The sequence below is a fragment of the Dyella humicola genome, assembly GCF_026283945.1.
GTDB lineage: Bacteria > Pseudomonadota > Gammaproteobacteria > Xanthomonadales > Rhodanobacteraceae > Dyella > Dyella humicola.
In genome coordinates this window covers 1,157,527-1,174,495 of sequence record NZ_JAPDPC010000001.1, presented here as the reverse complement: position 1 = coordinate 1,174,495, position 16,969 = coordinate 1,157,527, and the positions used below count along the sequence as shown (strand labels likewise).

Sequence of the window (16,969 nt, the reverse complement as noted above, 5' to 3'; positions counted from 1 at the left end):
GGCCGGCAATCGGCACGGCCACGCGCCCTGTTTGTAGGAGCGCACCCAGTGCGCGACCAGCCAACGAAGCGGCAATTCCGAGGTCGCGCACTGGGTGCGCTCCTACAACGGGCATTGGTTCGGCAAATGCCACGAAGAATGGGTACGTGCTGGCTACCTAGCCACCCCGCGGCAAGATCAACATCGCATCGCCATACGAGAAAAACCGATACCGCTGCTCCACGGCATGCCGATACGAGCCCAGCATGAACTCCCGCCCGGCCAACGCGGAAACCAGCATCAGCAAGGTCGACTGTGGCAAATGGAAGTTGGTGAGCAAGCCATCGATGCTGGTGAAACGATAGCCGGGAAAAATAAAAATCTGCGTTTCACCCGCGAAAGGCTGCAACTGGCCATCGCGACTCGCGCTCTCCAGCGCCCGAACCACGGTGGTTCCGACGGCAATCACGCGGCCGCCAGCGGCACGCGTGCGGCGAATCTGCTCCACCAGGCTGGCGCCGACATTCAGCCATTCGCGGTGCATCTGATGATCTTTGATGTCGTCCGCACGTATCGGCTGGAACGTCCCGGCGCCTACATGCAAGGTCACATAGCCAAACTGGATGCCGCGTTCGCGCAGCAGCGACAGCATGCCCTCATCGAAATGCAGGCCTGCCGTGGGCGCAGCGACCGCACCTGGCTCGCGCGCAAACACGGTCTGGTAACGCTCCAGATCGCTATCGTCGGCGTGACGCTCGATATACGGCGGCAGCGGCATTTCGCCGAGCCGGAGCAACAACCGCTCCAGCGGATCAGGCGATTCGAAGCGCAATCGGAAGAATGCCCCATCGCGCCCCAGCACCACGGCATGGCTGCCATCCGCCAGTTCGATGCGCCCGCCTTCCTTCGGTTTCTTGCTGACACCCAACTGCACGGTGGCTTCGTGCGTGCCGGTGACCCGTTCGATCAGGATCTCGACCGCGCCGCCGGTGTCCTTGCGCCCATGCAGTCGCGCCGGTAACACGCGCGTGTCGTTGAACACGAGCAGGTCGCCTTCGCGCAGGAATTCAGGTAGCTCGCGGAACAGGCGGTCCTGGCGCGTCTGCGCATCCACATCGAGCACCAGCAGACGGCTGGCCGAGCGCTCGGCCAGCGGCGCCTGGGCGATCAGCTCGGGCGGGAGTTCAAAATCGAAATCGGTCTTCTTCACGGCGTGGCTTGAGCGTCGAATGGGACATTATCGCGCAAAACCCCATTTCGACAGCCCATCACGATGTCAGGCCGCTGGCTTGCGGCGTGTGACGCGGGCTGGATAGGCCTGAAACGTCACTCTTTCCTAAGTCGTCATTCCAGCGAATGCTGGGATGACGAGTAGCTAATGAGTACAAACACCTGTCCGTAGCGGAGACTTTGAACAGACCCTCAGAGCCAACCCTTCTGACGCGCCAGCCTGTAAGCCTCGATCCGGTTCGTCGCGCCCAGCTTCCCGATGGCCTCGGAAAGGTAGTTGCGTACCGTCCCATGTGAAAGATTGAGCTGACTGGCGATATCGTTGGCCGATTGTCCTTCCCCGGCCAGACGCAGCACCTGCCGCTCGCGGTCGTTGAGTGGGTCGGCCTCCGACCAGGCTTCCAGCGCCAGTTGCGGGTCGATGGCGCGACCGCCCCGATGCACCATGCGCAGCGCCTCTGCCAGGTTCTCCGCAGGTGCGTCCTTCAGCAGATAGCCCGACACGCCGGCATCCAGCGCGCGACGAAGAAAGCCAGGGCGCGCAAAAGTGGTCACGATGACCACCTTGATCGGCAATTCCTGACGCTGGATACGCTGGGCCAGCTCCAGTCCGGTCAGGCCCGGCATCTCGATATCGGTGACCAGGACGTCGGGCTTCAGGCGTTGCAGCTCACGCCACGCCGCCTCGCCATCGGCAGCCGAGCCCAGCACGTCGATATCCGTTTCGAGATTGAGCAGGGCCGACAGCGCGCCACGCACCATGGCCTGATCTTCGGCCAGCAACACGCGAATCATGCGGCGCTCCCCAGCCATGTCGTGCTCATGACGAGGCGGGCGCCATTGCCATCGGTGGAGAGGACGCCAGTGTCGTCATCGCCTTTTTGCATAGGGGGAGTGCCTCTGTTGCTTGAAAATATCGTGCTCGCCGTCGTCGCGCTGACGGCCGATAGACACGGCAGAAAGACCGAGCGCGGTCCAGACAAGATCGTCATACCGCACGCCGTTCCAACGGCGGCAACGTCGAGGCTGCCGCCGCGTTGTCGTCGGTGCCATCGCTCTCCCGCTCCCATGGATTCGTGCGGATGCGCAGCGGCACATGGATATGCAGACGGGTACCGTGGCCCGGCGGCGAGTCAACCTCCAGCGAACCACCCAACGCGCAGACACGTTCGCGCATGCCGTTGAGGCCGTTGCCGTTGCTACCGACGCCGCCACGACCGTTGTCCTCGATGCAAAGACGCAGTACGCGGTCGACCACGACGATCGACACGCGTGCATGCGTTGCCCTTGCATGCCGCGCAATATTGGTGACCGCCTCGCGCAGTATCAGTGCCAGGCCACGCTCCACATCGACCGGCAACGATGGCGGCAGCACGTCGCTGTCCAGCGCGACCGCGGAGGACTCCAGCATCAGGCGCGCCGCCGCCAGCTCGGCGGCCAGATCGGTGGCGCGTATGCCGCTGACCGCCGCGCGCACTTCCGCCAGCGCGTGCCGAGCAACCTTTTCCGCCTCCTCCATTTCTCGCCGCGCGGCTTCGCTGTCGCGGTCGAACAATTTGCGCGACAACTCCAGCTTCAAGGTGATGAGTGACAGCGTATGTCCAAGCAGATCGTGCAGGTCGCGACCGATGCGCTCGCGCTCGGCCGTGGCGGCAAGACGACGGACCTCGTCATGCGACAGGCGCAGCTCGGCGTCTTTTCCACTGCTGATGCGCTCGGCGTTGATCACCAGGCCAATCGTGAACGTGGTCAGCGGAATCCATACCACCGCTTGCCACGGGTAGTGAAGCAACCACGCCTCCAACAGGCAGGCGATGTTGAGCGCGAGCAGGACCACCATGTAGGTGCGCAGGCTGAGTCGGCAACCTTGCAGCATCACGCAGCCGTACACGAAATAGCTCAGCGCACTGGGGTACCAGGGCATCAATCCAAAGGCCAACGCCACCAGCATCAAGGCGTAGCGATAGCTCACCCGCCTCGAAGATACACAGCATTTGACGTACAGCAGCAGGAAGACCGGATAGCTGACCAAGGTCAGCACGACCCAGCGCGTACTGAACCCGTCGAACAGCGGGGTGACGAATATCCACAGGGACCACAGCAAGTGCACCGCGTTGGTCCAAGGCGACTTGCCCTGGCGCATGGCGTAGGCCACCGGCGAATCCGGCGCGGGGGTAAACCATGCACGTATCGTATTACGCATTTCACCCACTTCCCGTTGTGTCTTCCCCTGGGTCTGCATGCTACTTCAACCGTGGCGCCGCAGGCGCCGCGCAGCCAGCAGCAGAAAAACCACCGCGTAAGCGCCGAGCACGAGGACATGCGGCCAAGCGCTTGCAGCCTGCGACAAATCCAGGGCGCCAAGGGCCAGTGCCTGCAGGTGTGCACTGGGCCATATTGGTGCGATGTGCTGCAACGGAGCCGGCAACATCGACAGAGGTACCCACAAGCCGGAGAGGAACGACATCGGCAGGTAGATCAGGTTGAGCACACCCGGCGCGCCTTGTCCCTTCACCAGCGTGCCGATGAACATGCCCATCGCGCAGAACGGCAATACGCCAAGCATCCCGGTCAGCATTAGCATGCCGGCCTGCCCCAGGCTCAAGCTCACATGCGCCAGGCCAGTGGCCAAGAGCATGAGCAGCACGATGACCGTCCCCGCCGCCAGCATCGCCATCAGCATCTTGCCCAGCAGATAGGCGCCTGGCGGCATCGGCAGGGCGCGCTTGAGCGTGAGCAGGCCGTTGTCGCGTTCTATCGCGAGCGACACACCAAACCCGAACAGGCCCGGACTCATTACGCCAAACACCCCGTAGCTGGCCAGCAGGTAGCGCGCGGCGTCGGCATGGCCGTCACGATTCATCACGACGCCGAACAGCAGGTAGAAGATGGTGGGGAACAGGGTCACCGGCAACAGGAAGCCCGGCGCCCGCAGGTAGCGCAGACATTCGCTGCGCGCTTCGGCGACATAGGCGCCGAGCAGGCGGCGCCACGGCATCTCGCCGGTTCTGATCAAGCGGGTGGAACTCGCTTCAACGGTGGTCATCACGCTGCCTCCTGCGTCGTGGTCGCTTCACGGGTGAGTTCGGTAAACGCTTCGGCGAGGCCAGCGCGCAGCACTTCCAGCTCGGTCAGGGCGGGATCGGCATCCAGCAAGCGGCGCAGCACGTTCTCCGGTGCGTCGGTGCGGATATGCAGATGTCGTTGATCGCGCTCGACAGCCGCGACGTTCGCCCAACGCGCCAAGGCCACTTCATCCAGGTCCGTAACGCATCGTATGCGGGTCAGTGCCACGCGCGAGCGCAACGCATCCACGCTGCCGTCGCTGAGTACGCGCCCCTTGGCGAGCACGACGACGCGTTGCGCGAGCGCTTCGGCTTCTTCCAGGTAGTGCGTGGTCAAGACCACGGCACAGCCTTCGGCCACGAGACTGCGTATGGCCATCCATAGTCGCTGTCGCGCATCGATATCCATGCCAACCGTCGGTTCGTCGAGGAACAGCAACTCGGGTCGGCCGCATAGCGCCATCGCAAACTGAACGCGACGCTGTTGCCCGCCGGACAGTCTTGCGTAGGGCCTCGAGAGCAGGTCGGTAATACCAGCCAAGGTCGCGCATTCATCCAGCGTGCGTGGCGATGGGTAATAGCTCATGGTGAGACGCAACAACTCGCCCACGCGTAACGTCTGCGGCAGCGTGGCCGACTGCAGCATCACCCCGACCCGTCGGCGAGCACGCAGGCTTTGCGGTTCTTCACCGAACAGCTCGACACGTCCGGCATCGGCGCGTATCAAGCCGAGCAGCAGGCCTATCGCCGTGCTCTTGCCGGCACCGTTGGGACCCAGCAAGGCCAGTAGTTCGCCGCGATGCAGCATGAGGTCCAGACCATCCAGCGCCGTTAAGGAACCGTAATGTTTGACCGCTCCGGCCAGGCTGGCGACGGGAATAGCGTGCTGTTTCATGAGCCCTCCTCCTTGCCCGCCATGCTAGGTGCCACAAGGGTTTGCACGCAGTCGCCAGCGTCAGATGACACAGGTGACAAGCGTCATACGGGGTACCGGAGGCGACGGGGCCGCGCTATGCTCAGCTGGCCGTTGCATTGCCACATCCCCGATGAAACGCAGTGCGACAAAGCCTTTGCGGGCTTGGGAAACGCGGCAAATTCATGCGTTCCCACATGCATTTATAGACGTATCGGCGCGCATGCCATCGGGACGGCAAGCACGTCGACTTTGAGGAGGAACCCATGGGTGTAATTAATCAGCTGCGCGAACTGCGCGAATTCGGCGGTGCTCCGCAGACCACCGGTTTGGACGACGCCACCATCGAGCGCTTGGCAACCAGCCATCCACAGCTGGCACAGGCAATCGATGAGGCCATCGCGCGCCATCGCGAACTGCGTGCCGAGTTGGGTGACTTCCTCAAGCTGGACGAAGCGGAACAAATCACCAAAGCGCAGGCCGAGTTCGTCAATTTCTATCCCGACGACGCCATCAATCACTACCTGCCGGCGGCCGCACGCGGCCCCTGGGTCATCAGCCTCAAGGGTGCGGTGATCCACGACAACGGCGGCTACGGCATGCTCGGCCTGGGTCATAACCACGCGGCCGTCGACGCCGCGTTGGCCCGGCCCCAGGTGATGGCCAACGTGATGACGCCGAGCGTCTCGCAGATGCAGTTCACGCGCGCCATGGATCGCGAGCTGGGCCGCAACCGCGGCAGCAATCCGTATACGCGCTACCTGTGCCTCAATTCCGGTTCGGAGTCGGTAGGCCTGGCCTGCCGTATCGCGGACGTCAATGCCAAGTTGATGACCGATCCTGGTGCGCGTCATGCCGGTCGCACCATCAAGCGCCTTGCCGTGAAGGGTGCCTTCCACGGCCGCACCGACAAGCCGGCGCTGTACTCCGATTCCACCCGCAAGACCTACCTGCAGCACCTCGCCAGCTATCGTCATGAAGACACGCTGCTGACCATCCAGCCGTACGACATCGCGCAGCTCGAAGCGGTGTTTGCCGACGCAGACAAGCATGGCTGGTTTATCGAAGCCATGTTCCTCGAACCCGTGATGGGCGAAGGCGATCCGGGTCGTGCCGTGACGCCTGAGTTCTACCAGAAGGCACGCGCACTCACCGAAGCCCACGGCGCGCTGCTGTTGGTCGACTCCATCCAGGCTGGCCTGCGTGCACACGGCGTACTTTCGTTGACCGACTATCCGGGCTTCGAGAAGCTGGCCCCGCCGGACATGGAAACCTTCTCCAAGGCACTCAACGCCGGCCAGTATCCGCTGTCGGTGCTGGCCGTGAGCGAGCGCGTTGCCAATCTGTACCGCAAGGGCATCTACGGCAACACCATGACGGCCAACCCGCGTGCGCTGGACGTGGCCCTTGCCACGCTTGGCGAGATGTCCGACGAGGTCCGTCGCAACATCAGCGAACGTGGCCGTGAATTCGTCGACAAGCTCAACCTGCTGAAGAACGAACTTGGCGGACTCATCACCAAGGTCCAGGGTACCGGCCTGCTGTTTTCCTGCGAGCTTGCACCGGAGTTCAAGTGCTACGGTGCGGACTCCATCGAGGAGTACATGCGCGTACGGGGCGTCGGCGTCATTCATGGCGGCACCAATTCACTGCGCTTCACCCCGCACTTCCTGGTGACCAGCGCCGAGGTGGACCTGGTGGTCGCCCACGTGCGCCAGGCCTTGCTGCAAGGTCCGCGCAAGCTCAAAACCGAGGCCCAGGCGGCCTGAACCGCCCCGCCCCGATTTACCTGCGGTGCGGCTGAACTCCAGCGCGCCGCAGGATGAATCGCCGCCGTACACTCCCTTGCTACGCCCCTCCCGCTGGAAGTATCAGCAGGCATAGACTTGCGACACCGGCACTCGCCGGTCTTCCAGGAGGGTATTCGCATGTCTTCGCGTATAAGCCTGATGGTCGCCAGCCTCGCGCTGGCCTTTGCCGCTTCCGCTGCCGTTGCCGCACCGCAGGCTGCCGCCGGCAGCACACCCGCCAAGAACTCGCAGCAGCAGCGCATGACTGACTGCAACAAGCAGGCGACGGGTAAGACCGGTGACGATCGCAAAGCCTTCATGAGCAGTTGCCTGAAGGGCGAAAGCCCGGCCGCTCCCGCCGCCAAACAAACGCAGCAGGAGAAGATGAAGGCGTGCAACGCCGATCCGCAGGCCAAGTCACTCAAGGGCGACGCCCGCAAATCGTTTATGAGCACCTGCCTCAAGGGCGACGCCGCCCCAACGGCACATTGATCCACGCGTAGGCGACCAGGGTGCCGGCTGACACCGGCACCCTTTTTTTGTGCATGACACGCGGCGTAGGTGACAATTGCGCCAGCTACCAGGGATGCTCACGCATGAAAATCGTCGAAGTGTGCCACCCTCTCATCCAGCACAAACTCGGCCTGATGCGCCGTGCCGGCATCAGTACCAAGGAGTTTCGGGAGCTCGCGTCCGAGGTGGCAGCCCTGCTCACTTACGAGGCCACCAAGGATCTGGAAACGATCGAGCAGACCATCGAGGGCTGGGCCGGTCCGTTGACCGTGCACCAGATCAAGGGCAAGAAGATCACCATCGTGCCGATCCTTCGTGCAGGCCTGGGCATGCTGCCCGGCGTGCTCAACCTTATCCCAGCCGCGAAAGTCAGCGTGGTCGGCCTGCAGCGTGACGAGGAGACGCTCAAGCCGATCACCTATTACGAAAAGCTCACCGGCCGCATGGACGAGCGCATTGCACTGATCGTCGACCCGATGCTGGCCACTGCCGGCACCCTGGTCGCCACCGTCGACATGCTCAAGGCCGCCGGCTGCAAACGCATCAAGGGACTGTTTCTGGTGGCCGCGCCCGAAGGACTGAAGCGCATCGAAGCCGCCCATCCTGATATCGAGATCTACACGGCAGCCATCGACGAGCGGCTCAACGTGCACGGCTATATCCTGCCCGGCCTCGGTGATGCGGGTGACAAGATCTTCGGCACGAAGCAGTTGCCCGCCACATAACCGCGCTGCCTCCAAGCCTGACTACGGCCTCCCGCAAAAGCCCCGCCCGACCACGGCGGGGCTTCTCGTTATATACGAATGAGAAATGCAGCACGAAAGTCACGGCGACGACATCTTGCCGTGCGATCTTTCGTGCACTGATCTGCCCGCCAAGAACAACGATAACGCCTTGATGTATCACCACTTATTTTCACTTATTGGCTAAAGGAACTGCGCGGTGAGCCGATAGCTCTTGCAGTCTTCTCACCTCCAGATATCCCATGCTCAAGCTGACCAAGTGGATTCCCATGCTGACGCTGCGCAAGCGCCTGCTGCTGCGCCTGTTATCCATCCTCGGATTGCTCGCACTGACCTGCGCCGCAGGCATCGTGCAACTGCGTCGTGCCGACACGCGCATCGAAGGGTTGGTGCAGGGCTCGCTCAGTCCGGTTGCCGACGTCGGCCGCGTGCAGAACGACTACAACAGCAGCCTGCAGGTGTTGGTACATGCGGTGTTGTCGCAACTCCCCTCCGCCGTCGACGATGCGCACACACGCATCCATGCCGACCGCGTCGATGCGGAGCGTCATTGGAAGCAGTTGCTCACGAGCGAGCTGGCACGGGAACAGGCCCAATCGTTGAGGCTGACCGAGGTGCATCGTGCGGAAGCCGATCGCGCCATCGACGAAACGCTGGCCTTGCTCGACGCAGGCCAGTTCGACATCGGCGCGCTGAAACTCAGTACGGAAGTACAACCGGCCTACGAACCGCTGCAAAGCGACTTTGCCAACCTGTTCCAGGCTGCACTGGCCAAAGGCAACAGCCAGGTACAGGCGCAACGCCAGGCGGATCGCCAGGGCATGATCCTGCTGTTCGCCCTGCTCGTGATGGCGCTGCTTTCCACCATCGTGCTCGATGGCACCCTCATGCGCAGCCTGATGAAGCGCCTGAACCTGGCCACCGACATCGCGCAGCGCATCGCTTCCGGCACCCTCGGCGAACGATTCGATGCCGGCCTGAATGACGAACTGGGCAAGCTGCTGCGGGCACTGGCCTCGATGGACGAGCAGCTCACGCGGGTGCTGACGCAAGTCCGCACCAGCGCCCGTTCAGTGGACGAACGCGCGCATCGCCTGTCGCACGACAACCTGGCGCTGAGCCAGCGCACCCAGGCGCAGGCTGCCAGCCTCGAACAGACCGCCGCCTCGATGGAACACATGGCGAGCAAGGCCATACAGGGCGCCGACCACGCCGATGGCGCCGCTCATGCGGCACGCGAAGCGCTGGGACATGTGGAACAGGGGCGCCGTGTGGCCGGCGAAGCGCTGGACTCCATGCACGCGATTCAGCAAGCCAGTCGTGGCATTACAGAGATCGTCGACCTGGTGGACAGCATCGCCTTCCAGACCAACCTGCTCTCGCTCAACGCTGCCATTGAAGCGGCGCAGGCCGGCGAGCGCGGCCGTGGTTTCGCGGTGGTGGCTAATGAAGTGCGCTTGCTGGCGCGGCGCTGCGTAGAGGCGGGCAAGGATATCCGTGGCTTGGTCATCAACAGCACGGAAGCCGTCGATGTGGCACGGGCACGTGTCGCGCTATCCGGCGAGGCGCTGGACGGCATCGTGCAAAGCATGGCGCGCGTATCAGGGCTGGTTTCGCAGATTTCCGATGCCGGCCAGGCGCAGGTCAGTGGCGTCGCCCAGGTCAATCGCAGCGTGCTCGACATGGACAAGGTCACGCAGGCGAACGCCGGCCTGGTGGACGACATCAACATGACGGGCCGCGCGCTCAGCACCGACGCCGAGGCGTTGATGCGCCAGGTGGCCTTCTTCCGCCTTCCCGATGCTGTGGAAGGCACTTACGAGCAGGCGCACGAGGCGCCGCCCCCACCTGCAGTGAAGCACACGCATCAGGTCCCTGCGGCGGCCTGAGCCCAAGCCATGCATGTCAGCCATCCCTCTTCGCCCTGATTCCCGACAACACATGCTCGAGCGCGCACTCGCAGCAGGGAGTCTCACGCCGGTATTCCAGCCGCTGGTGCGCCTGGACACGCTGGAAGTCGTCGCGCACGAGGGACTCAGTCGTTGCGCTTTCATGCCTGGCAACTTCTCCATCCTCGATCTGCTGGATCTCGCGCGCTTGGAGGGGCGGCTGGCAGACGTCGAGTTACACGCAGCACGCACGATCTGCCGTGCCTTCGCCACCCACCCCGGTGTTGGCCGCATCCTGGTCAACCTCAGCGCCCAGGCGATCCTGCACGATGCGTTGCCTCCCGACGAGGTTCTGTTCGCCCTGACCGGTAGCGGCTTGGACCCCGCGCGCATCACCATCGAAGTGACCGAACGCGACGTCGTGGAAAGCCCCGCGCGCCTGGCGCATGCGTTGGGCTATCTGCGTGCGCATGGCATTCGAATTGCGCTCGACGATTTCGGTAATGGCCATTCCAGCTTCGAAATGTGGAACGAGATCCATCCGGACGTCGTCAAAATTGACCGCTACCTGATCCACGGCCTGTCACGCAGCGCGGGAAGGTTGGCCATCGTCCGCGCGCTCTGCCAGGTCGCCGAAACGCTTGGCACCGATCTGGTCGCCGAAGGTGTGGAGGATCCGGCGGATCTGCGCCTGCTACGCGAACTCGGCATCCCCTACGCGCAGGGCTTCCTGATCGGCAGGCCCATCGCCGCGCCGGTGACCGAGGTCAGCGACGATGCGCGAAAGATTCTGCGCACGCCTTCAGTGGCGGTGCCGCCCCGGCCACGCGGCCCGGTGACGCAGCGCCCTACTCAGGTGCGTCACCTGCTGATGGAGGCACCGTCGGTGCATCCGCGACAGACCAACGACGAGGTGATGGCGCTATTTGTCGTCCACCCGGAACTGCACGCCGTGGCCGTGGTGAAGGACGGCCATCCGATTGGCCTGATCAATCGTCGGTTGGTCAACGAACGCATGGCGCAACCTTTTGCCCGCGAGCTGCTGGCGCGCAAATCGTGTACGGCGCTGATGAATGCGGCGCCGCTGGTGTGCGATGAGCACCGCAGCCTGGAAAGCCTCGCAGACGTTCTGCGTGGTGAAGACCAACGCTATCTGAGCGACGGCTTTATCGTCACCAGCGATGGCAAGTATCGCGGCCTCGGCACCGGCGAGGCCTTGGTGCGCCGCGTGAGCGAGTTGCGCATCGACGCCGCAAGGCATGCCAACCCATTGACGTTTCTTCCCGGCAATATCCCCACGACCGAACATATGGAGCGCCTGCTCAGCGGTAGTGAGCGCTTCGTGGTGGTGCATGTGGATTTGACTGACTTCAAGCCATTCAACGATCACTACGGCTACTCGCGCGGCGACGAGATGATCCGGCTGTTGTCCAGCCTCCTCAGCGAGCATGTCGATCCCGCGCTCGACTTCGTGGGGCATATCGGCGGCGACGATTTCGTGGTGCTGTTTCAGAGTGAAGACTGGGCTGCGCGCTGTCACTCCGTCATCGATGCCTTCAACTCGCGCTCTCCCCACCTGTTCGACGAGGTTGACAGGGTGCGCGGCGGACTGCGCGGCAAGGATCGTCGCGGCATGCCGCAGTTCTTTCCTTTCACCACGGTGGTCATGGGGGCGGTACAGCTGTCGCCGCCGCTGCCACAACGCGCGCAGTCCATTGCGGCCTTCGCTGCACGCGCCAAGCGACAGGCGAAGCGCGCGAACGTTGGCCTGCATGTACTCGCGCGCGTGACGGCACCCATGGTCACGGCGACGCCGTAAGCAAACAGCCCCGACCGTCATCGATCGAGGCTGACACTGCGAAGTAACGGGCTTGCCGAATCAGCGGCCGAAACGATCCGTGGCCTCGATCAGCCCCGAGATATTGCCGGGCTCGAAGGCCGAATGACCGGCATCCTGCACAATGCGCAGATCCGCCTCCGGCCAGGCGCGATGCAGATCCCATGCGCTGCGCATCGGGCACACCACGTCGTAGCGGCCTTGCACGATCACCGCGGGAATCTTGCGAATACGATCGACATTGCGCAGCAGCTGGTCATCGTGTTCGAAGAAGCCGCCATGCACGAAGTAATGGCATTCGATGCGCGCGAAGGCCAGCGCGAACTCGTCTTCGGCACTGGACTCGATATACGAAGTGTCCTGCCACAGGTAGCTGGTGGCGCCCTCCCATACCGACCAGGCGCGTGCAGCGTTCACGCGCACCTGTGGGTCCGTACTGATGAGGCGGCGATGATACGCACTCATCAAGTCGCCGCGCTCAGCTTCCGGAATCGCATGGAGAAAGGACTCCCACGCGTCCGGATACAGCGCATCGCAACCCTTCTGGTAGAACCACTCGAGCTCCCAGCGACGCAGCATGAAGATGCCGCGCAACACGAGTTCGGTGACGCGATCGGGATGCGTCTGCGCATACGCGAGAGCCAACGTCGAACCCCATGAACCACCGAACACCTGCCAGCGATCGATGCCGAGATGCGTGCGAACGCGCTCGATATCGTTGACCAAGTGCCAGGTGGTGTTGTCGGTCAGCTCGGCGTGCGGAGTGGACTTGCCACAGCCGCGCTGGTCGAACAACACGATGCGGTAGACCGCCGGATCGAAAAAGCGGCGACACTTCGGATTGGTACCGCCGCCGGGGCCGCCGTGCAGGAACACCACCGGCTTGCCGTTCGGGTTGCCGCTCTGCTCGTAATACAGCGTGTGCAGGTCCGATACCTTGAGCATGCCGCTGTCATACGGCTCGATCTCGGGATACAGCGAACGAAGTGCCTGCGGCATGCTCAATCTCCTCGGTGAAACAGGGACGGCGGATTAGGCTAGCACGCCGCCCCCTTGCCCGAGACGCGACGCTTACGGGCTGCCCACCGTCAACACGGTGAAGCTGTCCGGAACCATTGCCCGCTTGCCGCCATCCGGCGCCGGGGCCGCATCGAACTGGGCCGCCGACAGGTACAGGCGGTGCAGCTTCGGATCGAGGGCCAGCGTGCGCGCGCTGGGCTGGGTGGGAATGGTCGCGGTCACGCTGTAGTGATCCGCATCGTCTTGGTGCACCGCGGTGATGGTGCCGCTCTCGCCGTTGGAGCTAAAGACGGTCGAGGTGCCCCGGTCGAACACGACGGCGTCCGGACCCTCGCCGATCGGCACGATGGCCACCACACGCCCACTGCGCGCATCGACCACGGCCATCTGCTGGTTGTCGCAGACCGAGAACAGGCGATGCTTCTTCGTGTCGATGGCCAGGCCGCTGGGCGACTGGCACGAACCCAGCGGCCAGCTGGCGGCCACGGCATTGGTCTTGGTGTCGATCTGCACCAGCTCGGCGCGATCTTCAATGTTCACGTAGACGTGCCCTGACTCATCGGTTGCCGCGAACTCGGGCTTTCCAGCCAGCGGAATCGTGCCGACCACCGTGTTGCTCTTGGTATCGATCACGCTGACCGAATTGCTCTTGCCGTTGAAGGTGAGCACATGCTTCGAGGCAGGATCGTAGAGGATCGCATCGGGCTTCTCGCCCGTGCCGGTCACCGTGGCCACGGTGGCCAGCGTATCCAGGTCGAACACGGTCACCGTGGCGTTCTTGCCATTGCTGGTGTAACCGCGCTTGAGGTCCTGGGCGATGGCCACACCATGCACGCCCTGGGTGTCGGGAATCGCGGCGTAGAGCTTGTTCTTGTCCACGTCGATCACCAGCACACGGTCGCCGCGCGTGACGAAGAGGTGGCGGCGGGTGGCGTCGAAGTTCAGGTAATCCCAACCACCGGGGCCGCCGAGCTGCAGGCGCGACAACACGCGGAAGTCTGCGGGCTTTGGCGCAGCCACGGCGTGGGAGGCGCAGAACACGAATAGTGTCGCGGCCAGCGCGCTGCGGAGATGTCTTTGCATGATCGGACCCATCGGCGGTGAAGTCCCCACAGCATGCTACGAAGGGCTTAGAGCTGGCTTAGTGCCAGTTCAAAGTCTCGGCAAGCAAGCGCCCGGAAAGGGCCTAAGTGCGACTTCTCTCACACTGTCACCCCAGCGCCCCTCAACTGAACAACTTGCCCGGATTGAGAATGCCCTTCGGGTCAAACACCTGCCGCACACCACGCATCAGTGCGATCTCCGCCTCACTGCGCGTGCTCCCCAGATAGGCTCGCTTGACCAATCCGATGCCATGCTCGGCAGAAATGCTGCCGCCGTGGCGCTGCAAGGTATCGGCCAGCAGCTTGGTGACGTGCTCGCACTGGGCAATGAAATCCGTGTCGGGCAGATCTGCCGGGCGCAGCACGTTGATGTGCAGGTTGCCGTCGCCGATATGGCCGAACCACACCACCTCGAAGTGCGGGTATTCGCGCCCAAGCAAGCCCTGCATCTCGTGCAGGAAGGCCGGCAATACGCTGATGCGCAACGAGATATCGTTCTTGTACGGACGATGCGGCGCCAAGCTTTCGGTAATGCCTTCGCGCAGACGCCATAGCGCTGCCGCCTGTGCATCGCTTTGAGCAATCACGCCGTCGCTGATCCAACCGCCATCCATGCCCTGTTCAAATGCAGCCAACGCCGCGTCCTGGGCGGCTTCGTCGGCATCGAATTCCGTGACCACGTAGTAAGGATGATCGCCATCCATGGCGCGCTGCGCACCATGTGCCAGCACATGTCTTAGCGCGGCATCGGTAAAGAACTCGAAGGCCTGCAACGACAGGCGCGCGCGAAACAGCGCGAACACCTCCATCAAGGCTTCCATGGTCGGCAAGGCCAGCAGCATCACTTGCGACGGCGGCGGCGGATCCGTCAGTCGCAAGGTGGCTTCGACGACGACTCCCAGCGTTCCTTCCGAACCGATCAGCAACTGGCGCAAGTCATAGCCGCTAGAATTCTTGATCAAGCCGCGATTGAGTTGCAGCAGTTCGCCATTGCCGGCAACTACGCTCAGCCCGGCGATCCACTCGCGCGTATTGCCGTATCGGATCACGCGGATGCCACCGGCATTGGTGGCGATATTGCCGCCGATCGAGCAGGAGCCGCGCGCAGCGAAATCCACCGGATAGACCAGACCCTGCTCCCGCGCCGCCTCATGGACGGCATGCAGGGTCATGCCGGCCTGCACACTGAGGGTGCGGTCCACCGCGTCGAATTCGAGCACGCGATTCATCCGCTCCAGACTCAGCACCAGCTCGCCGTTGGCCGCCACCGCGCCGCCAGACAGGCCCGTACGACCACCCGAAGGCACCACGGCCACCCCATGCTCGTTCGCCCAGCGGACGATCGCCTGCACCTCGGCCACCTCGGCCGGCAAGGCGATGGCCAGCGGAGCGGGTGCCCAACGGCGGGTCCAGTCACGTCCGTAGTGCTCTAGATCGGACGGGTCGGTCAGCAGTCGCAGGTGGGGCAGTCGATCAGCAAGATCGGCCAAGCGAGTGTCAGTCATGGATAGGTCCCAAGGGTACCCGTGCAGCCTGCCAGCGACGGCCCGCAGCGTCCAGTGTTGCGATGCCGCAAATCCGTCACAAGGTCTGGCATAGTGAGGAGGTTCTCCCTTGCGCAACGGCCATGAAGACCTCGTTCCCGAAACAAGACATCAAGGTGCTCCTGCTGGAAGGCGTCAGCCGCAGCGCCGTGGAAAGCTTCCACCGCGCCGGCTACAGCCAGATCGAATTCCATGAAAAGGCGTTGCCGGAAGCCGAACTGAAGGCGCGCATTGCGGACGCCCATATCGTGGGCATCCGCTCACGCACCCACCTTACCGATGAGGTACTTCAGCAGGCTAAACGGCTGATCGCCGTCGGCTGCTTCTGCATCGGTACCAACCAGGTGGATCTGGGCGCAGCACGCCGGCTGGGCGTGCCGGTGTTCAATGCCCCTTACTCCAACACGCGCAGCGTGGCCGAACTGGTGATCGCCGAAGCCATCATGCTGTTGCGCGGCATCCCGCAGAAAAATGCGCTATGCCACCGCGGCGGCTGGACCAAGTCTGCCGCCGGCAGCTTCGAGGCACGCGACAAGGTGCTCGGTATCGTCGGCTACGGCCATATCGGCACCCAGGTCGGCGTGCTGGCCGAAAGCTTAGGGATGCGCGTGATCTTCCACGACATCGAATCCAAGCTGTCGCTGGGCAATGCGCGGGCCGCCGACAGCCTGGAAGATCTGCTTGAACGTGCCGACGTGGTCACCCTGCACGTGCCGGAAACCACGGCGACACGCATGATGATCGGCCCCGATGAATTGGCGCGGATGCGCCCGGGCTCATTGCTGATCAACGCATCGCGTGGCACCGTGGTCGATATCGACGCCCTGGCTGCTTCGCTGCGTTCCGGCCATCTCATCGGCGCTGCCGTGGATGTGTTCCCAGTAGAGCCTAAAGGCAACGACGACGCCTTCGTCTCGCCGCTGGTCGGCATGGACAACGTGATCCTTACGCCGCACATTGGCGGCAGCACGCTGGAGGCACAGGACAATATCGGCATCGAGGTGGCAAGCAAGCTGGTGCGCTACAGCGACAACGGCTCGACGTTGTCGGCGGTGAACTTCCCCGAAGTCTCGCTGCCCGAACACCCGCACAGCCGCCGCCTGCTGCACATCCATCGCAACGTGCCGGGTACGCTCTCGCGCATCAACGAACTGTTCTCGAGCGGCAATATCAACATCGACGCCCAGTTCCTGCAAACCGACAGCGAAGTCGGCTATGTGGTGATCGATGTGGCCGCCGACGAAAAGCAGTCGGGCTTGCTCAAGGACCAACTGGCCGCCATCCCCGGCACACTGCGTAGTCGCGTGCTGTACTGAGAAACGCACGCTCGAGGCAAACAAAAA

14 protein-coding genes are annotated in these 16,969 nt (G+C 63.3%); 6 read left to right on the top strand and 8 right to left on the bottom strand.

The window, feature by feature from the left end; genetic code table 11:
* Positions 1 to 157: 157 nt before the first annotated feature.
* The 5 genes from queA to OUZ30_RS05050 all read right to left on the bottom strand — a co-directional run bounded on the left by queA (position 158) and on the right by OUZ30_RS05050 (position 5,169).
* Positions 158 to 1,189 carry a tRNA preQ1(34) S-adenosylmethionine ribosyltransferase-isomerase QueA gene (gene queA, locus OUZ30_RS05070; protein WP_266181096.1) on the bottom strand — a complete coding sequence of 344 codons (1,032 nt, stop codon included), beginning with the start codon at positions 1,187 to 1,189 and terminating at the stop codon, positions 158 to 160.
* 212 nt (positions 1,190 to 1,401) lie between these two features.
* The gene (locus OUZ30_RS05065; protein WP_266181095.1) at positions 1,402 to 2,004 is read right to left on the bottom strand and encodes a response regulator transcription factor; all 603 of its coding nucleotides are present in this window, start codon (positions 2,002 to 2,004) and stop codon (positions 1,402 to 1,404) included.
* Positions 2,005 to 2,197: 193 nt separating this feature from the next.
* Complete coding sequence (locus OUZ30_RS05060; protein WP_266181094.1) at positions 2,198 to 3,412, bottom strand: sensor histidine kinase; 1,215 nt, start codon at positions 3,410 to 3,412, stop codon at positions 2,198 to 2,200.
* 45 nt (positions 3,413 to 3,457) lie between these two features.
* Positions 3,458 to 4,255, bottom strand: coding sequence for an ABC transporter permease (locus tag OUZ30_RS05055; RefSeq protein ID WP_266181092.1), 798 nt, complete (start codon positions 4,253 to 4,255; stop codon positions 3,458 to 3,460).
* Positions 4,255 to 5,169 (bottom strand): ABC transporter ATP-binding protein, encoded by a 915-nt coding sequence (locus OUZ30_RS05050; protein WP_266181091.1) that lies wholly within the window; start codon positions 5,167 to 5,169, stop codon positions 4,255 to 4,257. The genes OUZ30_RS05055 and OUZ30_RS05050 overlap by 1 nt, the downstream gene beginning before the upstream one ends.
* A 284-nt stretch (positions 5,170 to 5,453) precedes the next feature.
* Here OUZ30_RS05050 and OUZ30_RS05045 point away from each other — a divergent pair, with 284 nt between their 5' ends.
* The 5 genes from OUZ30_RS05045 (at position 5,454) to OUZ30_RS05025 (ending at position 11,941) form a co-directional block, all read left to right on the top strand.
* The gene (locus tag OUZ30_RS05045; RefSeq protein WP_266181090.1) at positions 5,454 to 6,956 is read left to right on the top strand and encodes an aminotransferase class III-fold pyridoxal phosphate-dependent enzyme; all 1,503 of its coding nucleotides are present in this window, start codon (positions 5,454 to 5,456) and stop codon (positions 6,954 to 6,956) included.
* A 159-nt stretch (positions 6,957 to 7,115) separates the two neighbouring features.
* On the top strand, positions 7,116 to 7,469 hold the full coding sequence (locus tag OUZ30_RS05040; protein WP_266181089.1) for a PsiF family protein: 354 nt from the start codon (positions 7,116 to 7,118) through the stop codon (positions 7,467 to 7,469).
* 104 nt (positions 7,470 to 7,573) lie between these two features.
* Positions 7,574 to 8,215: a uracil phosphoribosyltransferase gene (gene upp, locus OUZ30_RS05035; protein ID WP_266181088.1), complete on the top strand. Its 642-nt coding sequence runs from the start codon at positions 7,574 to 7,576 to the stop codon at positions 8,213 to 8,215.
* Positions 8,216 to 8,475: 260 nt separating this feature from the next.
* Positions 8,476 to 10,122, top strand: coding sequence for a methyl-accepting chemotaxis protein (locus OUZ30_RS05030; protein ID WP_266181087.1), 1,647 nt, complete (start codon positions 8,476 to 8,478; stop codon positions 10,120 to 10,122).
* A 52-nt stretch (positions 10,123 to 10,174) separates the two neighbouring features.
* On the top strand, positions 10,175 to 11,941 hold the full coding sequence (locus OUZ30_RS05025; RefSeq protein WP_266181086.1) for an EAL domain-containing protein: 1,767 nt from the start codon (positions 10,175 to 10,177) through the stop codon (positions 11,939 to 11,941).
* 60 nt (positions 11,942 to 12,001) lie between these two features.
* On the opposite strand, the gene pip is transcribed toward OUZ30_RS05025, so the two are convergent.
* The 3 genes from pip to OUZ30_RS05010 all read right to left on the bottom strand — a co-directional run bounded on the left by pip (position 12,002) and on the right by OUZ30_RS05010 (position 15,587).
* The gene (gene pip / locus OUZ30_RS05020; RefSeq protein ID WP_266181084.1) at positions 12,002 to 12,958 is read right to left on the bottom strand and encodes a prolyl aminopeptidase; all 957 of its coding nucleotides are present in this window, start codon (positions 12,956 to 12,958) and stop codon (positions 12,002 to 12,004) included.
* A gap of 72 nt (positions 12,959 to 13,030) precedes the next feature.
* On the bottom strand, positions 13,031 to 14,062 hold the full coding sequence (locus tag OUZ30_RS05015) for a YncE family protein (protein WP_266181083.1): 1,032 nt from the start codon (positions 14,060 to 14,062) through the stop codon (positions 13,031 to 13,033).
* A gap of 142 nt (positions 14,063 to 14,204) precedes the next feature.
* The gene (locus tag OUZ30_RS05010; protein ID WP_266181082.1) at positions 14,205 to 15,587 is read right to left on the bottom strand and encodes an FAD-binding oxidoreductase; all 1,383 of its coding nucleotides are present in this window, start codon (positions 15,585 to 15,587) and stop codon (positions 14,205 to 14,207) included.
* 122 nt (positions 15,588 to 15,709) lie between these two features.
* Here OUZ30_RS05010 and serA point away from each other — a divergent pair, with 122 nt between their 5' ends.
* Positions 15,710 to 16,942 (top strand): phosphoglycerate dehydrogenase, encoded by a 1,233-nt coding sequence (gene serA, locus OUZ30_RS05005; RefSeq protein WP_266181081.1) that lies wholly within the window; start codon positions 15,710 to 15,712, stop codon positions 16,940 to 16,942.
* Positions 16,943 to 16,969: the final 27 nt, after the last annotated feature.